Raw genomic sequence first — 21,744 nt, 5'->3', positions numbered from 1 at the left:
GGGATGTGTGCCTTACTGCATACGTGGGGCTGGGATCAGATCAGCCGTTGGGCTGGGCTGGCCAATCAATTCACGTTCGCCGTCCTTTACGCGGATCAGCGTGACTTCACGTACAGGCATGCCGTTGGTGCCTTTGTATGTGATCAGGCTGGTTGCACCGCGCACATTTTCAAGCTCTGCCATGGCAGTGCGAATGGCCACAGGATCGGTGGAGCCACCTGCGGCTTTGACCGCTTCGGCGACAACAATGATCAGATCATAGCCCACCGCGTTGAACACCGTTTCAGACGCACTGCCGGTGGCGGCTTCATATTTGGCGTTGAAGTCTGCCAGTGGGCTGCCCTCCGTCGCGTGACCGGCTGTTGTGAACACCACGCCTTCGCCCGTGTCCCCCAGTGAGAAGGTCGTTGGGCTGTCGATCCCGTCTGATCCGATCATCTGTGCCGTCACACCTGCAGCGCGAAGGGCTTTCAGCATGGACGGGAAATCAGGCTCGTAAGACGAGGTCATGATGACATCCGGCTGCGGATTAAGTGCGGCAATGCGCGTGGCAATCGCTGAGAAATCCTGCTGGCCGATGGAGTGTGTGTCCTCACCCAGCATCTCGCCCCCCAGTGCCTTGAACACATCTGCGAAGTAGAGCGGCATGGTCGTGTACTGGCTATCTGGAGAATAGATGATGTAAGCCGATTTGTGGCCTTGCTGATGTGCCCATTCCGCGCTGACCGTGGCCTGTACATTGTCGCCTGGGAAGTTGGCGAACATGAAGTCACCCCCGATCATCGGCAATGTGGGCGACGAGGCGCATGTCGAAATCGCCGGGATCTGGGCCGAAGTCACCGTGCCGATTGCGGCCAGTGATGGGTCCGCGTCACAGGGCAGCACAAGGACAGATACGCCTTCATCGGCCAGTTCCTGCACCGCAATCGCTGTTTGTGCAGCGTCAGAGCGAACATCTTTTTCGATCAACTCAATCTTGATGTTGCCATTGATGCCACCCGCTGCGTTGATCTCATCCACCGCGATGTGCAGGCCTTCGATGACGGGGCCGTCATATCCCGCAAGCCCGCCCGTTTGGGCCGTTGCGAGGCCGATCTTCAGCACCTCGGCAGAGACAGGTGCGGCTAGCGTCGCAACTGCCATGGTTGATGCAAGCAATATTTTTTTCATTGTTTTTCCTCCGGTTGGTTTCGTTCGTCCTGTCGACTGGGGCCAAGATAAGCTTCGATCACGTCGGGGTTGTTTTGAATGTCTTTGGGGGTGCCTTCGGCGATCAGGCGACCTTCGTTCAGAACGGCGATCCGGTCACAAAGCTGATTGATCAGTTTCAGATCGTGATCGACCAACAAGATGCCGAGACCCAAATCGCGGGTCAGGCGGCGCAGGGTTTCCATCAGGCTGTCGGTTTCTTCGCGGTTCATGCCTGCGGCGGGTTCATCAAGAAACAAGAGTGATGGCTCACAAGCTAATGCACGGGCAATCTCAACCCGCCGCTGGTCCCCATAGGACAAGGTCCCCGCATCTGCATTGGCGTGGCGTTCAACCCCCATACGGGCAAGGGCTGCATTGGCCCGCCCCTCGGCATTTTCACCGCCGCGCGTGGACAGGGCCGCGACGAGCACGTTTTGAAAAACGCTCAGATTGTCGAACAGGCGGATGTTCTGAAAGGTCCGGGCGATGCCGTGATCCGCGATCTGATGTGAGGTTAAGCCAGAGAGCTCATCCTTGCCCTGGAAAAACTGACCTTTCGTCGGCACCAACACGCCTGAAAGCATGTTCATCAGTGTTGTCTTACCAGAGCCATTCGGGCCGATCAGCCCGGTGATCTCTCCGGGCTTCAAGGTAAGGTTCACATCGTTCACCGCGATCAATCCGCCAAATTGCATTGTCATGCCCGTGGCCTTCAGTGGCACGGCCTGTGTGATGGTGCGCATGTCAGACTGGGAATGCGGTTCGCGTCTGTCCGGAAAAACCCGTTCCTCCCATTCCTTGAGACCGGCCAAACCGTTCGGTTTACGGAACATGGCAAACAGGATAATCAGACCAATCCCGATTTGCGTGGTGCCAAAAACCGCAGGCATCTCCAAACCCGCCAGCGAAAAACCGCCCTCAAACCGGCGCAAAATCTCGGTGACGATTGTGATCGCGACAGCCCCTGTAATGGCGCCGGTCACGGTGGTCATGCCGCCAACAATCAACATGGCGAGCAGCAGGAAGGTATCAGTGAAATAAAATTTCTTTGGGCTGATCGCGCCTAGGAAATGGGCTATCAACGCGCCTGACAGGGCCATCAGGGCGGCACTGATCACAAAGGAAACCAGCCGTTCCCGTCGGATGCGGATGCCTACGGCACTTGCCGCGATCGCGTTTTCCCGTCCCGCACGCAGGCGCAGTCCAGAGATGGAATCGCGATAAAGCCGGGCCACGATCAGCGCCACGACAACACCCGCAGCTGCCACCCAAAGCGAGGTTTCGCGTGGAATGCCGAAGAACGTTTGCGAGCCACGGGTGACATCGCGCCAGCCAATGGCGATGCCATGAACGATGATCAACAGCCCAAGGGTTGAGATCACAGCGGCGGAGCCTTCCAGCTTGCCGATGGCCATCCCGATCAGCAGAGCCACAACGCTGGTCAAAAGGACTGCCACCAAGGTCGCAGGCAGAAGGCCCAGTTCGGTTGTTGCCAGCCAGTCGGGTAGTTTGGGAAGGGTCGCGACCTTCAGTTGCGCAGGCAAGGTCAGTAGGGCGGAGGCATAAGCCCCGATGGCCATAAACGACAAATGCCCGAAACTCAGGATGCCCGAATTGCCGCTATAGACTCCCATGCCAACCACCGCGATGAGCGAGATGAAAAACACGCTCAACACCCGTTCGCTCGCTGCGCCAAACGTCGTTGCGACCAAACAGGCAACGATCACCGCCAGAGCGATGGCGGCAATGGAGACGAGGATATGTTTGCGTGGAGCCGTGATCATGACGAATCCCAAAGAACAGTTGCATCACAATAATGATCTACATTTTTCAAAGTCAATATTTGCGTAATTGTTGACATTTTATTTTCACAATGGTTCATAAACACGGCAGGAGGACACATGCAGGTTCGAGAACGCATAGAAAAATTGTCAGAGGATCTGACCGCGACAGAGCGTAAGCTTTCGACGGCGCTGTTGCTGGACTATCCCTTTGCCGGGCTGGAACCGATACAGGACCTGGCCAAAGCCACCAATACCTCCCCCCCCAGTATTTCTCGGTTTGTGACCAAGTTGGGGTTTCAGGGGTTTCAGGAATTTCAACGCCATTTGATTGGCGAATTGAAGCAAGGCCAGCGCTCTCCCGTTGAATTGCAAGCCTCCAGCGCGCCCATCCATGGCGCGTTTCTGGAGAGCTTTCTGGACCGGGCCAGCGCCGTGGTGAAAGGCGCAACCAAGGCCGTGTCCGAAGCCCAGTTCGAACGCGTGTCGGAAAAGCTGGCCGACGAAAAACGCAGCATCTATGTGATTGGTGGCCGGATGAGTGATACATTGGCCCAACACCTGTCACGGCACCTGCGCCAAATTCGCGCCAAGGTGTTCCATCTACCTTCCGACCCAGAGGTTTGGCCTGAATACCTGCTGCGGATGCGCGCGCGCGATATCTTGTTTATCGTCGATTTTCGCCGTTACCAAAACAGCCTGTCCATTTTTGCGCAAAAAGCCATCATGGCACGCAATGTGCAGGTTGTTCTGATGACAGATGCCTGGTTGTCACCAATCTCGGCGCAAGCAAGCGAAGTGTTGGCCGTACCAATCGACAGCGGCACCCTTTGGGACAGCTATACCGGTGCATTGGCGTTGCTGGAGGCCTTATTGACCCGCATCGCCGAAGAAAACTGGGAACAAACAAAAGGCCGCATTGAGGAATGGGATTCCGTGCGGTTGGATTTTGGGGAGACTGAAGATGATCAATAACCCTCTGATCTTTGCCGCCACCTCGGACATCGCCGGCAAGACACGCGGCAAGGCCTTTCCCCTGTCCGATCTTGAAAACCGCCTGGAAAAGGGCGTGGGCTGGACCCCGACCAATGTGATGATCACCTGCTTTGATGCCATCGCTGACAGCCCCTTTGGCGCCTTAGGGGATTTGCTGTTGCTGCCGGATGAGAGTGCGGGCGTCACGCTGGATTTTGAAGATGGCGGGCCGGTTGAACGCTTCATGCTAGGCGACATCACCGATCTGGACGGCACACCATGGGCGTTCTGCACACGCTCGCTGCTGAAGGCCGCGCTTGAGCGGTTGAAGGCTGCGGGTGGGGTCAGCCTGATCTCAGCATTTGAACATGAGTTTCAGTTCAAAACCGGCGGCGACCAACCGGGGCAGGCCTATGGTCACGGCGGTTTTGCCACGCGCCGCCTGTTTGGCGAAACCCTGATGGCCGCCCTTGATCAAAGCGGGCTGGGTGCGGACACCTTCATGAAGGAATACGGCGCCAAGCAATATGAGGTGACCAACGATCCCGCCCCGGATCACCGATCCGCCGACCAGGCAGTGGTCCTGCGCGAGGTGACACGCTTGACGGCGCAACGCCTTGGTGAGGACGTGACCTTCACCCCGATCCGTGACCCCGCAGGGGTAGGCAACGGCGTGCATATCCACATGAGTTTTCTGGATGAAAGCGGCACGCCTGCCACCTATGACGAAAACGGCGTTGCAGGCATGTCGACCGTTACCGGATCTTTTATCGCCGGCGTTCTGAAATACCTCGACAGCATCATCGCGCTGACTGCCCCGTCCGATGTGTCCTATCTGCGCCTGACGCCGCACCGCTGGTCGGCGGCCTACAACAATCTGGGCTTCCGCGACCGCGAAGCTTCTGTGCGGATTTGTCCGGTGACGGCGGCGGACCCCTCTGGCATCGCCCGCCAATACAATTTCGAATACCGCGCCGCAGATGCCGCTGCCTCGCCCCATCTGGCGCTGGCAGCTATCATCCATGCTGGGGCGCAAGGGATCGAAGACGCTTTGCCAGCGCCACACGTGACCGAAGAAGACCTATCTGTTCTGTCTCCCGAAGACCTGGAAAAACGCGGCCATGTCCGGTTGCCCGGAACACTGGAGGACGCCTTGCAGCGGCTTGAACGCAACGAAACGGTCTGCGGCTGGTTCCCGACGGATTTCACATCTGTCTATGTAGCCCATAAACGAGGCGAGCTTGCCTATCTGGATGACATGGACACCGCCGCCCGCTGCGCGGCCTACGAAGCCGTTTTTTAAATATATCAAGCCTAACTTCCGAGATGATACGACGGCTCTCGACGCAGTATACGCGTTCATACATCACGCAGCAGTGGTCAAGGGCTCTCTGAGTGGGCGCAGCCCATCGATGCCCTGCCACGACACCCGGTATATGCAATCCGAGCACGCGGGCGAAGCCGTTTATAGGTGCAGCCCTGCGTCAATTTTCTGGAGTTTTTTGCGTGGTGTCGCTGGTCCGGACTGTTGCCGGAAAGCGATTAAACCTTTGTCGTTGAAGAGCTTTGACAGATTGGAAGGTTTTATTCGTTTCCGCCTGGCAAGGGCTTCACGGCATCTCTTTGGCAAGTCGTGATTGTAGAGATCCGATCTGCCATGCGCTCCAATATCGGCAACCCGACGTTGGTAGAAGCCCTCTATCACAAAATACTATGCTGCCTCTGAAGCCGGGAATGCGCCCAAAGCCACCGAAGCTGTGTTTGTCACGAATGGCGGCGCTTTCGTTTCAGCTGTTTGTCATACCAGCAATCATTGCGCCAAGCGCGACGAGGTGGACCAGCATTAACGCCTTGTCATTCCACAGAGCGCCCACAGCGAACCATCCGACCACACCTACAATGAAAAGGTAGAGGTTCCAGGGTGTCCAGCCGAACCCTGTTGCAGTGTATCCCATGATCTGAACAGCGGAAGCGCCCCATTTAACCGCCAAGATAAGACGCTCACGCGATGTTTCGCGGGCAATGATATCAGACGGCACGGGTCAGGCCGCCATCTATGCGCAGGTTTTGGCCAGTCATGTAGCCACCCTCGTCGGAAGCGAGCCATGAAATCAGTGACGAAACCTCCGACGCGGAGCCGTAGCGGCCCATAGGAATACGCGCTTTGCGATCTTCGGTTTCGGGCAGGCTGTCAATGAACCCGGGAAGGACGTTGTTCATGCGGATATTCTCGGGTGCGTATTTATCCGAGTAGAGCTTTGTAAATGCGGCGAGCCCGGCCCGAAAGACGCCAGACGTTGGGAAAAGTGAGTCGGGTTCGAATGCCGCAAAGGTCGAGATGTTGATGATCGTCCCGCTGCCTTGTGCTTGCATCACTGGAGTGACCAGCCTTGTCGGGCGGATCACGTTCATCAGGTAGAATTCCATTCCTTGATGCCAATCGTCGTCACTGATCTCAAGAACCGATCCCTTTGGTCCGTGACCCGCTGAGTTGACCAGGACATCAATACGGCCCCAACGATCCGTGGCACCCGCAACCAAGGCGTTCAACGCATCTGGGTCAAGATTGGAACCAGTCACACCAAAGCCGCCGAGTTCACCGCCGAGTGCCTCACCCTTGCCAGATGACGACAGGATACCGACTTTGAACCCGTCTTTCGCCAACCTGCGGGCTGCGTCCGCACCCATGCCGCTACCACCTGCTGTAATCAGAGCTACTTTTTCTACTGGCATTTCGATCACCCTTTCATGCTTGATCTCTATAATATCAATGTTTTTTAGATTTTGGATTGAGAATTGATGTTACTTGGCAGTAGATATACTATTGTTAGATGGCTGAACTTCCCCCTCTCAATAGTTTGCGCGCTTTTGATGCAGCAGGTCGCCGCCTAAGTTTCCGAGCTGCAGCAGATGAATTGGGTGTCACACAGGGGGCCGTTGCACAGCAGGTGCGACAGCTCGAAGCGCATCTTGGTGTGGTTTTGTTTGAACGTGTGCCGAAGGGTCTGGCGTTCACGTCGGTTGGGCGCAGCTTCCACAATCGGGTCGCCGACGTGTTCGCTGACCTTCGATCCGCAACTGCTGAGCTGAAGCCTGAGCCAAATAAAGTGCTGATCAGTGTCACCCCGACCTTTGCCGCGAAATGGCTGATCCCTAATTTACCAGACTTCACGGCAGCACATCCCAATATCGATTTGCGAATTATGGCCACCGAGAAAGTTTCCAGCTTCCAGAGCGACGGGATAGACCTTGCGGTGCGCCAAGGGTCGCCGCCATTTGGTGCATCATTGGACGTAACATTGCTGTTCAAGCAAACGCTGATCGCTGTAGCAGCGCCATCGATTACTCGCGATGCACCACATTCGTTTGAACCAGAAACACTGTCAAAACTGCCGAAGATCCATGACGCGCATGACCTCTGGCCAAGCTATCTTGCGCATTTGGATGTGCCAGACCAGTCGCCTCGTGGTCTTCGCCTGAGCCAGACATCACTTGCGGTGGATGCCGCTATTGCTGGCCAAGGCGTAGCCTTGGTGAGCCGCTTTTTGGTGGCTGATGATCTCGAAATCGGTCGCTTGGTTGAGGTTGGTGAGGCTTGGGAAGCAGGCGGAAATGACTTCTACGTCCTCATGCCGCGCACCGCAAAAAACAATACACCGGTGGTGGATGTCCTGACCTGGATCAAAGCGCGTTCCGCCGCTGCGCTCTGACGGCCTTAGAAGTTCAAAAAGTCAGTCAATTGATCAAGACGACTGGCGCCATGGTCCTGGTCGAAGCCGACAGAAGCATCTTTGCATAGACTGCTTTCCTGTGCCTCAGGCGCCGCGGCCCCGTTGATCTGTGACGCGGCGAACGTAGGAGCGGCAAGGCGATGCCATTCGACGGACGATGCGCTCCTGCAGGTGCAGCTGAGGACACGGCCCGGTCTACCGGGGGCGGAGGTGGAGGGCAGCGCCATTACTTTCAGCGTCAAGGATGTTTGGAGGATCAGATATTCGCGCTGTTTTGCCGCCCCGGGGCCAATTGAGGGCGCATACAGGTCCTTGTAGGTTCGGAAAAACTATGGGGGGGCATGTGATGGTCAGTGGGCATGGGGCTAAGACCTACGCTGCCGCCGAGGACAAGATCCTGCTGCTTCCTGAGGGGCTTCACAGCTTCGCCGGGGCAGAGGCTATCATGACCAATGGTCAGGCCGGGATTTTTCATAAGCTGCTGTATCAAGATGCCTTTGGGACTGAGTTTTTCTCCAATGTGCCCTGTCTTGCGTATGTGCTGCGGGGGCGTGAAACTTTTTTCGACGCGGATGGGGAAGAGACGGCTGTGGCACCGGGTGACACGCTGTTGGTGCCGCGGCATCACCACATGGTGTCTGAGTTCTCAAGTGAAACGGGACCGCTTGAGGCGGTTCTATTCTTTTTCAGCGATGCTGTGATCACGGAGTTTCTCGCGGCCACCTCATGTGGTGTGACAACCGCACCGCGCAGCAAGACCGCCCTGTTTTCGGGGTCGCCGTCGCTGCGCGAATATGTCGGTGCGCTGCCCCGGGTATATGGCCGCCTGCAGGCCTCCCCTGCACTTGTGAAGTCGAAACTGTTGGAGCTGCTGTTGCTGCTGGATCTGCACGATCGTCAGGGGCAGCTATGGCGATTTCTGGCACATGAGAACTCCCAACGCGCCCGCCGCAATATAAAGCAGGTTATGCGAGCGCATGCGCTTGCGGATCTTTCGGTTGCGGATTATGCGAGGCTTTCTGGGCGTTCGGTCTCGACATTTCAGCGTGACTTCAAGCGTGCCTTTGGGGAGGTTCCGAGTGTCTGGCTGCGGCGTGCGCGGCTGGATCATGCCCGGGACCGGGTGATCGAGGGGAAAGATACGATTGCCGATATCGCGCTTGCTGCAGGGTTCTCCGACACCTCACATTTCATCAAAGCCTATAAGTCTCAGTTCGATCTTACGCCGAAGCAGCACCGGTTGCATCTGGCCTGATCCGGTGTGTGTAACTGACCAATAAACCCGATTTTTGAGGCTGGTTTTCTATCTCTAAGTGCAGGTTGCGGTGACACTGCCCCTGTCACAACGAAGGAGACTATCCATGACGATTTGGGTCACGCTTGAAATGCGCGTAAAGGACGGGGCGTTTGATGCATTGTCGACGTTTCTGGAAGAAAATTTGCCGAACGTGCGCGGCTTCGACGGAGCGTTGAGTGTTACGCTTTACTACGATGGGCAAACACGGGCGTTTCTCCTCCACGAAGAATGGCTGAGCCGTGAGCACCATCAGGCCTATCTCGCCTTCATTGAGGAGCGCGGAGTTATGGCAGCTCTGCTTGGCTTCATGGAAGGGCCGCCTAGGGTCACCTACTACGAACGGCTTGTGGTATGATGGCTGCGCGACTTCACCTTTCCCGGCGTAGTGTGATTGCTGCAATGGCCGCCTGTCTGCTGGCTTGCCGTGCAGGGGCTGGGGGTGCGCCTGACGCGCCTGCGTTCGGTTCTCAGCTCGTTTTGCTGATCAAAACCAGGGTATCGGAGGCTGAAGCGGCTTCTTCGGCGACCGCTTTGCGGCGCGCCGGGATGTCTGCGAGTCGATGTCCTCCGGGGGGCGATCTAGATTTGCCACGGCCACGATGCGGGTTTTGCCCTGGTGCAGCTTGCCCTGCCGCTCGTGGGCGGGGTCCTCACAGCGCCGTGGGGCTTTTGCGCGACAAGGGGCGTTACGCGGCGTGGCGATCGGCAATGTCGCGGCGTCTGAGGGATCGGCGGGCGAGATCGCCGTAGGTCTTGCGGACCTGACGGCGGCCGGGCTCACCTGACAGCCCATGCACTGTTGCCAGCTCCGGGAACAGCGTCAGCAGCTCACGCAGGTCATCTGCCGACAGGCCGCGGATCGCCTCCGGGCCGGGCCAGAAGGTTTCGGTCGCGATGCCTTCTGCAAAAATGACCTCGTGTTGCTCAGTCATCAGGTGGACATAGGTGACTGGAGCCCGGTGCATTACCTGTGCGACAAAATCCTCGTCCATCTCAGCAAGGAGTTTTGCGGAAACAAAGCTTTCGTCACGCGGTTGTTCCGGCATCAGGCAGCGGTCATTGACGATCAGGCGGTGTTGCGGGGACAGCAACATCGGCCGGTCCGGTGACAGCACCCCGCCCGGGCGCAGGCAATAGGGGCGCAACTGCGGGCGCTTTTCCAAGTCCGCCACGCTCAGAGACCGCTTGCCAACCCAGATCACTGGCTGAAACCCATTGTCTGCGGTTTGCAGCAGATCCCCGACACGGATTTGACCGGCCGGGACAGCGCCCCGGCGTGTGGCCAGCTGCACGTCAGGCGTAAAGCAGGGAATGCCCGCCGCGTAGAGCTGGTTGTGACTGCTCATCTGTGCGGGGGTGACCCCCTGAAGCACCAGTTGCTCCCCGCCGGGGAAGGTCAGGAGCGCGTTGCCGAACCCGTCGTCGGCCACGGCGACATCGCCGGTCAGCACGGCGCCGCCGGTCCCGCTGCCGCCGGCCAGGTCAGAGACATCCAGCTGGTCATTATAAAACCCGTTGCCATCGTCATCGTTCAGATCGAAGTCGCTGACGGTATCGACACCGCCGCCCTCCGTCAGAAGCAGGTCATCATCGCCGGCCCCACCTGTGATGGAATCGTCGCCTTCACCGAATGTGATCGTATCATCGCCAGCACCGGCATCGATATTCACCCCGGCGTTATCAGCAGAGGCATCAACCACATCCGCCTGATCGGTCAGCGTCAGCTGTTCAATCTCGCTGAAAGAGATCGTGTCGGCCCCATCGGTGATCTGGCCGGCCTCAAATCCGGAATACGTAACGCTGACACTGCTGGTGACATTCGACATGTCGATATGGTCGGAGTCATTGCCGGCCTCACCGCCAGAGATGGTGTCATTGCCAAAGCCATCCGACATCTGGAAGGTATCAGCATCCGCTTCGCCATACATCTTGTCATCGCCGGCGCCGCCGACCAGAAGGTCATCGTCGTTGCCGCCGTACATGGTGTCCGCGCCATCGCCGCCTTCCAGCGTGTCATTGCCATCGGTGGCGACAATGCTGTCATCACCGGTACCGCCGACAAGGCTGTCATCGCCCGCCGAGTTGCGCAGCGTGTCGTTACCGGCCCCACCGATGAGCGTGTCATTGCCAAGCCCGGTGGTCAGACTGTCGTCGCCGTCGCCGCCGTCAATGTAATCGTCACCATCGCCACCTGCGATGGTATCGGCCCCAAGGCCACCCATCAGGGTATCGTTGCCAACCCCGCCATCCATGACATCGTTGCCATCGCCCCCATCCAGGCTGTCGTTGCCCGTTTCGCCGTACATCAGGTCGTTGTCGGCGCCACCCAGCAGCAGGTCATCGTCATTGCCGCCGTACATCGTGTCGTCGCCATCGCCGCCTTCCAGCGTGTCAAAGCCGTCTGTCGCAACAATACTGTCGTTGCCGACCCCGCCGACAAGACTGTCATCGCCGGCAGAGTTGTTTAGCGTGTCATTGCCCTCACCGCCGAGAAGCGTGTCGTTGCCAATACCGGTCGAAAGCTGGTCGTCACCTTCGCCCCCTTCGATGTAGTCGTCGCCGTCACCACCAGAGAGGGTATCACCACCGCTGCCACCCATCAGGGTATCGGCACCCACACCACCCTCTATGACGTCATCGCCGTCACCACCATCCAGGCTATCGTCGCCTTCTTCCCCTAGCAGTGAGTCGTTCCCGCCCTGACCGTAAACCACGTCATTGCCTTCGCCGCCCATGACAGTATCGTCACCCTGCTCGATGATTGTGGTCACCGGATCGTCCAGAACATCACCAGACAGGGTGAAACCAGCCAGGCCTGCACGGGTTTGCAAGGTGAACTCAATTGACGATCTGTCCTCGAATGAGGCGGAGAACCAGGAATCCTGGTCGGTGTAGTCGTTAAGCTCGGAACCGGTGGCCTTGACCACGTTTCCATTAACGTCCGTCGTTAGCGAGGAATCGGAGGAAACGCCGAAAGATGTGAAGCTGTTGCCATCAATGATCACCGCCTCGGCGTCGCCGGAATAGCTGTTGTCGTCGATGTCATTGAAGGTCGCTGTGGAGTTGAGATAGACTGTCTCGCCGGTGGCTGGATCGAAGAACTCCAGCCGGAATTTGGCCTGATCGCCGGGCTGGTCCCCATCCAGCAGGATTTCGGCACCGTTCGTATAGCCAAATTCCACCGACATATTGGCATTGGATTTTTCGACCAGAATCAATTTTCCAGAAATGCTGGTGCCGTCCTCAAGCGTGGCGACATTGCTGAACACCGCGTAGTTGCCGACGGAGCCTGTGCCACCGTCATGGGACACGCTGTGCATATTGTTGATATCAAGGGTCAGGGGAGAGGCCTGCACACCCTGCTCGAAGCCATCCCCCATGTCGCCATAAACAATGTCATCGCCTTCGCCAGCATCAATGACGTCGTGTCCTTCCTCACCCGCAACCGTATCGTCGCCTTCGCCGGCGTCCATGGTGTCGTCACCCTTGGTGCCACCCATTTTATCCTTACCCTTACCACCTTTCAGGGTCGCGAGGAGATCTTCGAGCCAACTTGGACGGGGCATGGGGGTATCAATCCTTAATCAATTTATACAACTGTCGTGTTGACCAGTAAGCACGCGCTGCATGGTCGATGGTGGGGACATACATCAGCGGAAGCTTAAGCGTTTCGCGATAAAAAAGCGTAAATCAGCAAGGCTGCGTGTTGCGCAGCGGTACAGCAGGCATCGCAAAACGGGATGCGAAGTCCGGTGTTTGCTCTACAGGCTGAGAAGGATAGGCGTTGAGCCGCTGGCCAGATTTCGCCGTAAGCTCGCAACCGAAGCTGCAGTCTGGCGGCTCAAGGGGCAGCCTATGTCAAAAGACGCTCTCAGTGATCACAGGCATCTTCGGGAGATAGTGCTACGATGCTGGAAATTTTATGAGTGTTTGGTGGAGCCTAGCGGGAGCTGACTGCCGCCACCACTTATCATTCAAAATCAATGGCTAATGCTGAGTGCTACAGCCAATTGTGTACCACGTGTGTGGTCCCCTGAAAAGCCCACTTTCGCTCACGTGATCTCGCGCAGGCAAGGCTTCTGCAACGGAGCAGCGTCTGGTAGCGGAGGAGGGATTTGTGATTTGAAGTCATAAGCATTTGTAAGTATTAAATTTTAATATTGGGCAGGTGTACCCATGTGTACTACCTTAGTCACCCAAGGTTAGGATATTGATCTGACCAAGCGGTGTCAGTTTTTGGTATGTGGGGACAGGCAAGCTCCAGTATTTGCGATGGTTGCCCCGCTAGCAAATCAATGACGACGACCGGCCCTGATCCGCTCGTATAGTTCTCGTGCAAGACCCTTGTGGACTGCGGCTCGAAACGGTTGGTCGCTCATTACTTTCGAGAACACCTCTTCATTGCCATCCATGCGGTCTATGAACAGTTCATCCAACATCCGTTCGAGATAGGACGAGAAGTTGTCGTACTTGTTGGCAAGCGCAGCTTCGACAATGCGGTTATCGCTTTCGGCACTCTCACGGATCTGTTCGAAGAATAGCTGATCCGCACGGGTAAAGCTGGTTCCGAACCGCTCGTTCAGCCTCTCCACAAGGTCTCGCAGCCCCACCTCCTCATCTTTCCGCCCACCCGAACCCACATCTGTCGGCCCTTTCAGCGGGTCGGTCTCGCCATCATCAAGGTCGATTGATCCCTGTGTCATCTGCTGGATGCGGAAGTACTTCAACGCAACTTCGTCATCCAAAGTGAATGACGACCCATCTCCCGGAGGGGGCAGCTTGGAGATCAGGTTGCGGCAGAAGGTATAGAACTGCTCAAGCTCGCTATCCTGATAAGGGATGATCTGCGACAGGAAGGCGTAGAGGTTGCGGAACGCGATGATCTGCCCCCTGAACTCTTCACGCTCTTCTTCCTCACGATCCTGAAAAGCGTCAACCGCGCGATCCAGAATAGCGTTCATCGTCCGATGGTCGGATGCGGTGTGATCCTTCTTCTTGCCATACCAGACGACAGAAAAGGCGCTGACATCCTCTGGCGTGAAAATCGCCCACTCCAACAGTCGGTGCTGTAGCTCGTTCAGGCGCTGCGGGTCTACGTTCTCGCCGGTAGGCGTGTCCTCGTAGTACGGCTTAAACGCCTTGAAGATGTCGTCTTCCTCATTTGCGAAGTCGAGAACAAAGGTCCGAGACTTGCCCGGTGCCATGCGGTTCAACCGCGACAGTGTTTGAACAGCCTGCACCCCCGCCAACCGTTTCACCACATACATCGTTTGCAGCAGCGGCTGATCGAACCCGGTCTGATACTTGTCGGCGACCAAGAGTACGCGATACTCATCGCTGTCGAATGTCTCGGGCAGCTCTGCTTCCGGCAGCCCATTGTTCATTCCAACTTCGGTATAGGCGCTTTCGGGGATGCCGGGGTCTTCGACGGTGCCCGAGAAGGCCACGAGAGACTTGATCCCCTTGTAACCGCGCTCCTCAAGATAGCGATCAAAGGCGAGTTTGTAGCGCACGGCCTCTAGTCGAGAGCCGGCCACAACCATCGCTTTTGCCCGTCCGCCAATCTCGTGCATCACGTTCGAACGGAAATGCTCGACAATGATCGTGACAACCTGCTCAATGTTGTGAGGGTGCAGCGTGAGAAACTGTGTCAAGGCCTTCGCGGCTGCCCGCTTCGGAACCTGTGGATCGTTCTCGATCTGCTTCACCAGCCCAAAGAACCGTTTGTAGGTCGTATAGTGCTTGAGGACATCCATGATGAAGCTCTCTTCGACGGCCTGCTTCATCGTGTACTCGTGGAATGGCGACAGACCATCCGGCCCCGGCTCATCGAACATCGCCTTGGTCTTGAACTTGGGTGTGGCCGTGAAGGCGAAGAAACTCAGGTTCGGTTGCTTCCCACGCCGCAGCGTGTCCCGCAGGATCGCCCATTTTGCGTCATCCGTCAGGTTCTCGTCTTCCACATCTGAAAGCTGGGCAGCAATTGCCGCCTCGATACCGTCCTTGTTCAACATCCCCCGCAGGGCTGATGCTGTTTCACCAGTCTGCGACGAATGAGCCTCGTCCACGATCACCGCGTAACGCTTGCCTGCTGTGGTTAGCGTCAGCTCTTCGCCCTTGTCCTCCAACGTCCGTAGCGCCTGAGCGATGAACGGAAACTTCTGGATCGTGGAAATAATGATCGGGACGCCATTCGAGATCGCACGTGCAAGCTGCTGGGTGTTCTCGTCGATCTTCTCGACAACCCCGGTCTTATGCTCGAACTGGTAGATCGTGTTCTGCAACTGCTGATCCAGAACAAGGCGATCCGTCACCACGATCACCGAATGGAAAATCTTCGCATCAACCGCGTCATGCAGGCCCGCCAGCCGGTGTGCCAGCCACGCAATGCTGTTCGACTTGCCCGACCCCGCCGAGTGCTGCACGAGATAGTTGCGGCCTGCTCCATGCTCTTTGGCATGGGCCACCAGCTTCCGCACTGCATCAAGCTGGTGATACCTGGGGAAAATCATCGTTTCCTTACGAACGGTCTTCGGACCCCGGTCGGTGGCGACCTTCTTCTCCTTCACCTCCAAGTGCATGAAGCGTTGCAGGATGTCCAAGAGGCTATCCCGCGCCAAAACCTCATCCCATAGGTAGGCGGTCTTCCAGTTCCCCTCTACAGGCGGATTGCCCGCGCCCCGGTTGTGCCCTTTATTGAACGGCAGGAAGAACGTCTCGCCCCCCTTGAGGCGCGTGGTCATCCACACCTCGTCAGGGTCCACGGCGAAGTGGACAAGGGCGCGTTCCTTGAACTTGAACATCAGGTCGCGTTCGTCGCGGTCGCGCTCATACTGCTTCTTGGCATCCACCGCCCGCTGGCCGGTCAAAGGGTTCTTCAGTTCGGCAGTGGCGACCGGCAGACCGTTCACGGCAAGCGTCACGTCCAGGATGCACCGCTTGGACTTGCCGCCGGGGGCTTTCTTGACCGAGGTGAAGGCGACCTGCCGCGTGATCGTCAGTTGGTTCTTGGCATAAAGCGCGGTCGTCTCAGGGTTCATACCCGTGTTGGGTTGGAAGTATGCCAACCGCAGTGTCTTGCCATAGCAGCGGAACCCGTGACGCAGGACGTGAAGCGTGCCCTTGGTCGTCAGTTCCTTGGTGAGGTCGGACAGCACCTGATCCTCGGTCTGCCCCTTCAACAGGGCTTCGAGCTGATCCCATTTCTGGGGCTGCGTGTCCTTGAGAAACCCGACTACATCGGCAGGAAACAGGCACAAGTCCTCATCGAAGTCGGCAGGCGACCGGCGAGCGTATCCCCCCTGCGAGGTCAGCCCGTGTTCAATCGCCTTCTCAAAATGGGTCTCGGTGTGCCCTGCCATATCATCAGACCCCGCAGCCCGCGATTAGGGCGTCGTCGATCTCGATGCCTGCCTTTTTCATCCGGGTTGCAAGCCGAACTGCAACTTCACGAACCTCATCATTGAAGTCCAAGCGCAGAACTCCATCGACATCGCTCGGATGCTCCAAAGCACCTTTCTTTAGGATCGCCATGCGGTCCCTGCCAAGCGAGGCCAGCACCATACCCATCTCAAGAATGACGTTCTGACGAGCACGGGGTTGCGTCGCCTCGTCCCCCTTGGCTTTGGCATAACCGTAGTCGTCAGGCGTCATCAGGACGATCCCGAATGCCGCTTCTTTGTAAATCTGCTGCTCCAGCGCCTCAATGATGGTATTCCCGCCGCCGTCATTGTTTTGCAGGATGAAGGGATCAAGCCCAAGACGGCGCAGGATCAGTTCCAGTTGGTCAAGCGTGTGCCTGTCGTGGCCATGCACCACGAAAATCTTGGTTCGCTCATCTTTAACCGCAGCAGCAACTTTCGGAGCGGCGGCGGCAGGTGCATCACCCGCAAGCACTGCCTTCAAGGGAGCCTGCGCCTCGGGTTTACCCTGATACTGCACGGTCCCTTTGTTGGGCCAGTAGTTCAAAACCCCGCGTTCACGGGACCGAAAAACATGCTTTGTGCCGCCCGCCTCTTCGGTCCATTCACCAATGATGCCACTGGCGGCAACCCGTGCCATCAGAGCGTCAATCCCATCGTGAAATACGTCAGCCATCTAATCCCTCCATCAATACTGAAGCGCCACGCGCCTTAACTCTTTCTCTTCGTATGCTCACCCAGCCCGCGTGGGGTGAGGCCCTTTTCGCGCATCCATGCGAGGGCGCCATGCCAGCGGTCGGAGCTGATCTGGCGTTTGCTCTCGGTCCAGTCGTTCAGGATCAGGTTCACAATCTCATCATCACTTGGCGTCTTGCCCTCCAGCAGCAGATCGTTCCACGCAGCGAAAGCGGTCGAGACGATTTCAGCCTGTTGGGTCTTCATCGGCGCGATCAGGGCGAGCAGGTCTTCTAGCGCCTCCTTGCGGTTGCCGAAGTAGCGGTCGAAGTGATCGCGATAGCTGTCTACTTTCTCGCCTCGGGCATAGGTCCAGCCCTTGTCGCCCTTCACCGGCGCGATCCAGCCCTGCTTGTCGATCTGGGAATGGACCGAGCGCATCATCTGCGTGTCAAACGGACCAGCGGCATCGCGGTGGTAGTTGCCCGCGACCTCCTTAATTTCCAGATGCGCTTCGCACAGGTGCAAGAGCTTCTGGAACTTCACCCGGCCAAAGGTGGGTTGGTCACAGAGCGTGTCGGCGATATAGGCGGCCAGCACCGAACGCTTGAAGGCGGTGGGGGCTTCCTTCTTGGCGGACTTGGGTGCATCCTCAGTGAGCAGCGCCTTGATCTTTCCTGTCACGGCGGCGGTTACGAGGGCAGCGCGGTATTCAACCAACTTCTCAATGGAAGCTTCAACGCGCCGCATCACGTGCTCGGCCCGTGCTTTTCGCTCGCTGACATAGGCAATGATGTCGGTCTGCTCGTCGTGAGGCGGGAGTGCAATGCGGATGGTCTTCACATCGCCCATCCCAATGGTTCCGATGGTCGTGCCGTTCGTGATCCTCATCAGCTCACCCCGCATTCCGTAAATCACGAAGAGCAGGAACTCGGGAGCGAGCACCTCTTCGGAACAGAGCCATGCAATAATGTGCTGTGAGACTGCCATAGGGCGCGTCGTGATCGCGGCCTCGCCGATAGTCGCGTCCCGAGTGAAGACAACTGCACGGGCAGGAAGCAGACGGGCCGACGAGTTGGCGATGCCTTCTGTCGTGATGCTGAAAGCCGTCTCCTCGATATAGTCGCCACTGCGAATGGCTGCGGTGTCGTTCAGCGACACCCACGGGATTTCTCCGTTCCAGTACTCGTCCTGCTGCTTGTCGGGGGTGTGCCCACTTTGCAGCTTGGCAACGCGCTTGACTGGCTTCACCTCCCAATGCGCCGGAACCTTGCCGAGCCAGTCTATGCCGCTGTCTTTCAGGGGGGCGTCGGGGTTGAGGCCACGTGTGACGGCACGGGTGATGAGGGTTTGGCGTTTCTCGACCAGGCGGTCCAGCAGCGCCCGTTTCTTCGCGATCAGCACATCAATCCGCGCCGTCTTGTCATCCAGATACCCCGCAATCCGCCGTTGGGTGTCGAGGTCGGGAAGGGAAACAGGAAGTGCTGCGAGCTGATCCCGAGCCAGTTCTTTGAAAGTCGTACCATTGGCCCGAGCATTCAGCTCATCTACCCTTGAAGCTAGTAGATAGTAGCAAAAGTGGCTGTCTAAGTTAGGGCCAGGCACAATCGAACGACAGCCTTGATTGAAGACCATTGCCTTGCCCGCGATCCCCATATGACCAATGGGTGCGCGAGTGGACAAGAGCAACGAGCCCGCTGGCACGCGACTTAGATTGACCTCTGTGACAGCTAACTCTGTGACGGTTCGTCTTGTGCTGTCGATTGTCGTCCCCGATAGTTTTCCCAAGTCCTCAGGCGTAGCCCACAAAACATCGCCACTCCAGTAGTCCGGGTCGCCGCTTGCGGGCGTCGTCCCATTTCGGACCTGTGCAAACCGCTTAAGATTTCCGGCAAACGCACTCAAGACACCAGCCCTTCCAGAAGCTTGGCGATCTCGCCTTCCAGTGTCTCAATCTCGCCTTCAATCTCATCCAGCTCGCGCGGGGGCTTGTAGACGTAGAAATGCCGGTTGAACGGGATTTCATAGCCGACCTTGGTCTTTTTGTAGTCCACCCAGGCATCAGGCACATGGGGCAGCACTTCGGCCTTCATGTAAGCATCAATGGCCGGGGTCATCAGTGTGACTACCTCGCCATTCAGCTTGTTCTGCGGGTCCGGGCCGAATTGCATCGGCAGGGGGAACCGGGTGTCGTCGGGTAGCGGCACGTTCTCGGTATCGCGCAGCTCGGCATCGGGTTCGGGGCGGTTGCCCACCCAGACGCACGGCTCGGCCTTTTGATCCTTGTCGCCGATGGTCAGCCACAGGGTCTTGCGCACGCCCTTGCCCAGCTTGATGTCCAGATCGGCGGCGGTGGCAACCACATCGGCGTCAAACTCGGCAAGGTCCATGTAGAGGCGATCAGCGTCTATCGCCTCGACCACCGCCCGCATATCCGCGACCGGGTGCTTGTCGGGGTCAAGGTCGTCCAGCCGCGCGATCCGTTCCGGCGTCGTCTGGAAGTTCATGCGCAGGGGGCGTTCCACGACGATGCGCAGGAAGCCGAACTCATGGTTCTTGAAGATGCGCGAGACCGTGCGGCTTTCCTTCTCGCCCGTCTTCTTGTTCACCACCACCTCGGCCTGTTCGCCGTCGCGGTAGTTGCCATAGATACGGGTCAGATCGGCGATCTGGGCATCGGTGATGCGGTGACGCTTGTTGTTCAGGCTCTTGTCCATCCGCTCGGCAAACAAGGTGCCGTCGATCAGCTGCACCTTGCCGCGCCGCTCGGGTGGTTTGCGGTTCGTGACCATCCAGACATAGGTGTAGATGCCGGTGTTGTAGAAGAGCTGATCCGGCAGGCCGATGATGGCGTCCAGCCAGTCGTTTTCGATGATCCAGCGCCGGATGCTCGACGGACCACCCCCTGCGCTGCCGGAGAACAGGGGCGAGCCGTTGAAGACCACCGCGATCTTGGACCCGTCGCCGGGGTTGTCTTGGTCGTCCGGGCTGGGGTGCATCTTGGAAATCATATGCTGGAGGAACAGCAATGACCCATCGTCGATGTCGGGCGTGCCCGCGCCAAAGCGCCCGTTGAAGCCCAGCGTTTTGTGCTCCTTCTCTACGACCTTCTTCTGGTCCTTCCAGTCCACCCCAAAAGGCGGGTTCGCCATCATGTAGTGGAACTGGTGCCCCTCGAAGCCGTCGCCCGTCTTGCCGTCGCCCAGCGTGTCGCCAAGGATGATGTTGTCGGTTTCTTCGTCCTTGATGAGCATGTCCGAGCAGCAGATCGCCCAGCTCTCATCATTGTATTCCTGACCGTAGAGCGCGAGGTTTGCCGCGTCGTTGCCAGCCCGGATGTGCTGTTCCGAGATCGACAGCATCCCGCCCGTGCCGCAGGTCGGGTCATAGATCGTGCGGTAGATGCCGGGTTTATAAACGTCCTGTTCGCCCGTGTAGACGAGGTTCGCCATCAGCTCGATCACCTCACGGGGCGTGAAGTGGTCCCCGGCCTCCTCGTTGGCCTGTTCGTTGAATTTCATCACCAGATGTTCAAACAGGTAGCCCATCTGGAGGTTGTCCACCTCGTCAGGGTGCAGGGGCACGGTCGCCATCTGCTGAACGATATGGAACAGGCGGTTGCTGTCGTCGAGCTTCTGGATTTGTTCAGCGAAGTTGAACTTCTCGAAGATCGCGCGGGCCGTGGGGGAGAACCCGTTGATATAGGCCACGAGGTTTGGTGCGATGTTCTCAGCGTCGGCGGTCAAGCGGGCGAAGGTGTATTTGCTGGTGTTGTAGAGGGGCTGCTTGCGGTCAGGGTCAGCAACCCGCGCCAGCATCCGTTCCATCGCCTTTTCGGGTGTGCCCGCTGCCCTGAGGCGGGTGTATTCGGCATGAACCCGGTCGATACTGTCCGCAAGCACACAGTCGAGACGGCGCAGAACCACCATGGGTAACATGACAAGACGGTATTGCGGGGGACGGTAGGGGCCGCGTAGGCGCTTGGCAATTTCCCAAATGTCGTCTGTAAGTTTCTTATGCTGCTGAACGTTCACAAATCTCCGCCCCGTAGTATTGCCCCGGTTGTGGAAGTGCTAGTTCTGCACCGGGGTTCAATCAGTATGCTTGTTCAGCAAGCGATAAACGGTCGAACGACCTAGTGAAAGCTCTTTCGCAATCTCAGGGGGAGTAGCGCCTTCTGATTTCAAAGCGATAGCCTGTTTGATCTTGGTTTTCGGGACAGGTGCTCGACCTTTGTACCGCCCTGCTGATTTGGCCTTGGCGATGCCTTCCCGTTGGCGTTCTAACATCATCTCGCGTTCAAACTGCGCCATCGCGGCGAACATTGTGAGCATCAGTTTGCCGCTTGGGGATTTGGTGTCGACCTCAGCGCCACCAAAATCGAGAATGCGGAGGGCAACACCCTTGGCTTCCAGCTCATCAACGATCTTGAGTAGGTGCTGGGTAGACCGAGCAAGGCGGTCCAGCTTGGTGACGACCAGCGTGTCTCTGCGCCGCACAAACTTCAGCACGTTCTCCAGTTCCGCGCGTTGGGCGACGGACGAGACTTGTTCACTGAACACCTCCTCGCACCCAGCTTGGATGAGGTCACGCTTCTGGGCTTCAAACCCAGCGACCTGATCGGCGGTTGATGTGCGTGCGTAACCTACCTGCATGGTGAACCTCCCAATAGC

15 protein-coding genes are annotated in these 21,744 nt (G+C 57.7%); 5 read left to right on the top strand and 10 right to left on the bottom strand.

Annotated elements, in window-relative coordinates:
• Positions 1-12: 12 nt before the first annotated feature.
• Complete coding sequence (locus J4721_RS11565) at positions 13-1,170, bottom strand: ABC transporter substrate-binding protein (protein WP_027248587.1); 1,158 nt, start codon at positions 1,168-1,170, stop codon at positions 13-15.
• A complete protein-coding gene (locus J4721_RS11560; RefSeq protein WP_102855477.1) occupies positions 1,167-2,975 on the bottom strand; it encodes a branched-chain amino acid ABC transporter ATP-binding protein/permease in 1,809 nt (602 codons plus the stop codon). The genes J4721_RS11565 and J4721_RS11560 overlap by 4 nt, the downstream gene beginning before the upstream one ends.
• A gap of 117 nt (positions 2,976-3,092) precedes the next feature.
• On the opposite strand from J4721_RS11560, the gene J4721_RS11555 reads away from it, so the two are divergent.
• On the top strand, positions 3,093-3,947 hold the full coding sequence (locus tag J4721_RS11555) for a MurR/RpiR family transcriptional regulator (RefSeq protein WP_102855476.1): 855 nt from the start codon (positions 3,093-3,095) through the stop codon (positions 3,945-3,947).
• Complete coding sequence (locus tag J4721_RS11550) at positions 3,937-5,250, top strand: glutamine synthetase family protein (protein WP_211002732.1); 1,314 nt, start codon at positions 3,937-3,939, stop codon at positions 5,248-5,250. Before J4721_RS11555 ends, J4721_RS11550 begins: the two co-directional genes overlap by 11 nt.
• A 484-nt stretch (positions 5,251-5,734) precedes the next feature.
• Here the strand turns inward: J4721_RS11550 and J4721_RS11545 are convergent, their stop codons facing one another.
• Positions 5,735-5,986 (bottom strand): DUF6552 family protein, encoded by a 252-nt coding sequence (locus J4721_RS11545; RefSeq protein ID WP_014875940.1) that lies wholly within the window; start codon positions 5,984-5,986, stop codon positions 5,735-5,737.
• Complete coding sequence (locus J4721_RS11540; RefSeq protein ID WP_076617462.1) at positions 5,976-6,680, bottom strand: SDR family oxidoreductase; 705 nt, start codon at positions 6,678-6,680, stop codon at positions 5,976-5,978. The genes J4721_RS11545 and J4721_RS11540 overlap by 11 nt, the downstream gene beginning before the upstream one ends.
• 98 nt (positions 6,681-6,778) lie before the next feature.
• Between J4721_RS11540 and J4721_RS11535 the strand changes: the two genes are divergently transcribed.
• From J4721_RS11535 to J4721_RS11525, 3 genes are all read left to right on the top strand, one after another.
• Positions 6,779-7,657: a LysR substrate-binding domain-containing protein gene (locus J4721_RS11535; protein WP_102859321.1), complete on the top strand. Its 879-nt coding sequence runs from the start codon at positions 6,779-6,781 to the stop codon at positions 7,655-7,657.
• Between the two features lie 367 nt (positions 7,658-8,024).
• The gene (locus tag J4721_RS11530; RefSeq protein ID WP_014875937.1) at positions 8,025-8,933 is read left to right on the top strand and encodes an AraC family transcriptional regulator; all 909 of its coding nucleotides are present in this window, start codon (positions 8,025-8,027) and stop codon (positions 8,931-8,933) included.
• Between the two features lie 106 nt (positions 8,934-9,039).
• Positions 9,040-9,330 (top strand): putative quinol monooxygenase, encoded by a 291-nt coding sequence (locus J4721_RS11525; RefSeq protein WP_014875936.1) that lies wholly within the window; start codon positions 9,040-9,042, stop codon positions 9,328-9,330.
• A 331-nt stretch (positions 9,331-9,661) separates the two neighbouring features.
• Here the strand turns inward: J4721_RS11525 and J4721_RS11520 are convergent, their stop codons facing one another.
• The 6 genes from J4721_RS11520 to J4721_RS11495 all read right to left on the bottom strand — a co-directional run bounded on the left by J4721_RS11520 (position 9,662) and on the right by J4721_RS11495 (position 21,726).
• Positions 9,662-12,541 (bottom strand): Hint domain-containing protein, encoded by a 2,880-nt coding sequence (locus J4721_RS11520; RefSeq protein WP_211002730.1) that lies wholly within the window; start codon positions 12,539-12,541, stop codon positions 9,662-9,664.
• A 726-nt stretch (positions 12,542-13,267) separates the two neighbouring features.
• On the bottom strand, positions 13,268-16,336 hold the full coding sequence (locus tag J4721_RS11515) for a type I restriction endonuclease subunit R (protein WP_211002729.1): 3,069 nt from the start codon (positions 16,334-16,336) through the stop codon (positions 13,268-13,270).
• A gap of 4 nt (positions 16,337-16,340) precedes the next feature.
• The gene (locus J4721_RS11510) at positions 16,341-17,072 is read right to left on the bottom strand and encodes a TIR domain-containing protein (protein WP_211002728.1); all 732 of its coding nucleotides are present in this window, start codon (positions 17,070-17,072) and stop codon (positions 16,341-16,343) included.
• Between the two features lie 35 nt (positions 17,073-17,107).
• Entirely contained in the window at positions 17,108-18,976 is a 1,869-nt protein-coding gene (locus J4721_RS11505; RefSeq protein ID WP_211002727.1) for a restriction endonuclease subunit S, read from the bottom strand.
• The gene (locus J4721_RS11500; RefSeq protein ID WP_211002726.1) at positions 18,973-21,105 is read right to left on the bottom strand and encodes an N-6 DNA methylase; all 2,133 of its coding nucleotides are present in this window, start codon (positions 21,103-21,105) and stop codon (positions 18,973-18,975) included. The genes J4721_RS11505 and J4721_RS11500 overlap by 4 nt, the downstream gene beginning before the upstream one ends.
• A gap of 57 nt (positions 21,106-21,162) precedes the next feature.
• The gene (locus tag J4721_RS11495; protein WP_211002725.1) at positions 21,163-21,726 is read right to left on the bottom strand and encodes a recombinase family protein; all 564 of its coding nucleotides are present in this window, start codon (positions 21,724-21,726) and stop codon (positions 21,163-21,165) included.
• Between the last annotated feature and the right edge of the window lie 18 nt (positions 21,727-21,744).

The organism is Phaeobacter sp. HS011, assembly GCF_018101215.1.
In the GTDB taxonomy this organism is placed as follows: Bacteria; Pseudomonadota; Alphaproteobacteria; order Rhodobacterales; family Rhodobacteraceae; genus Phaeobacter; species Phaeobacter inhibens.
The sequence above is the reverse complement of the archived record's forward strand: the minus strand, read 5'-3'. Positions and strand labels throughout refer to the sequence as shown.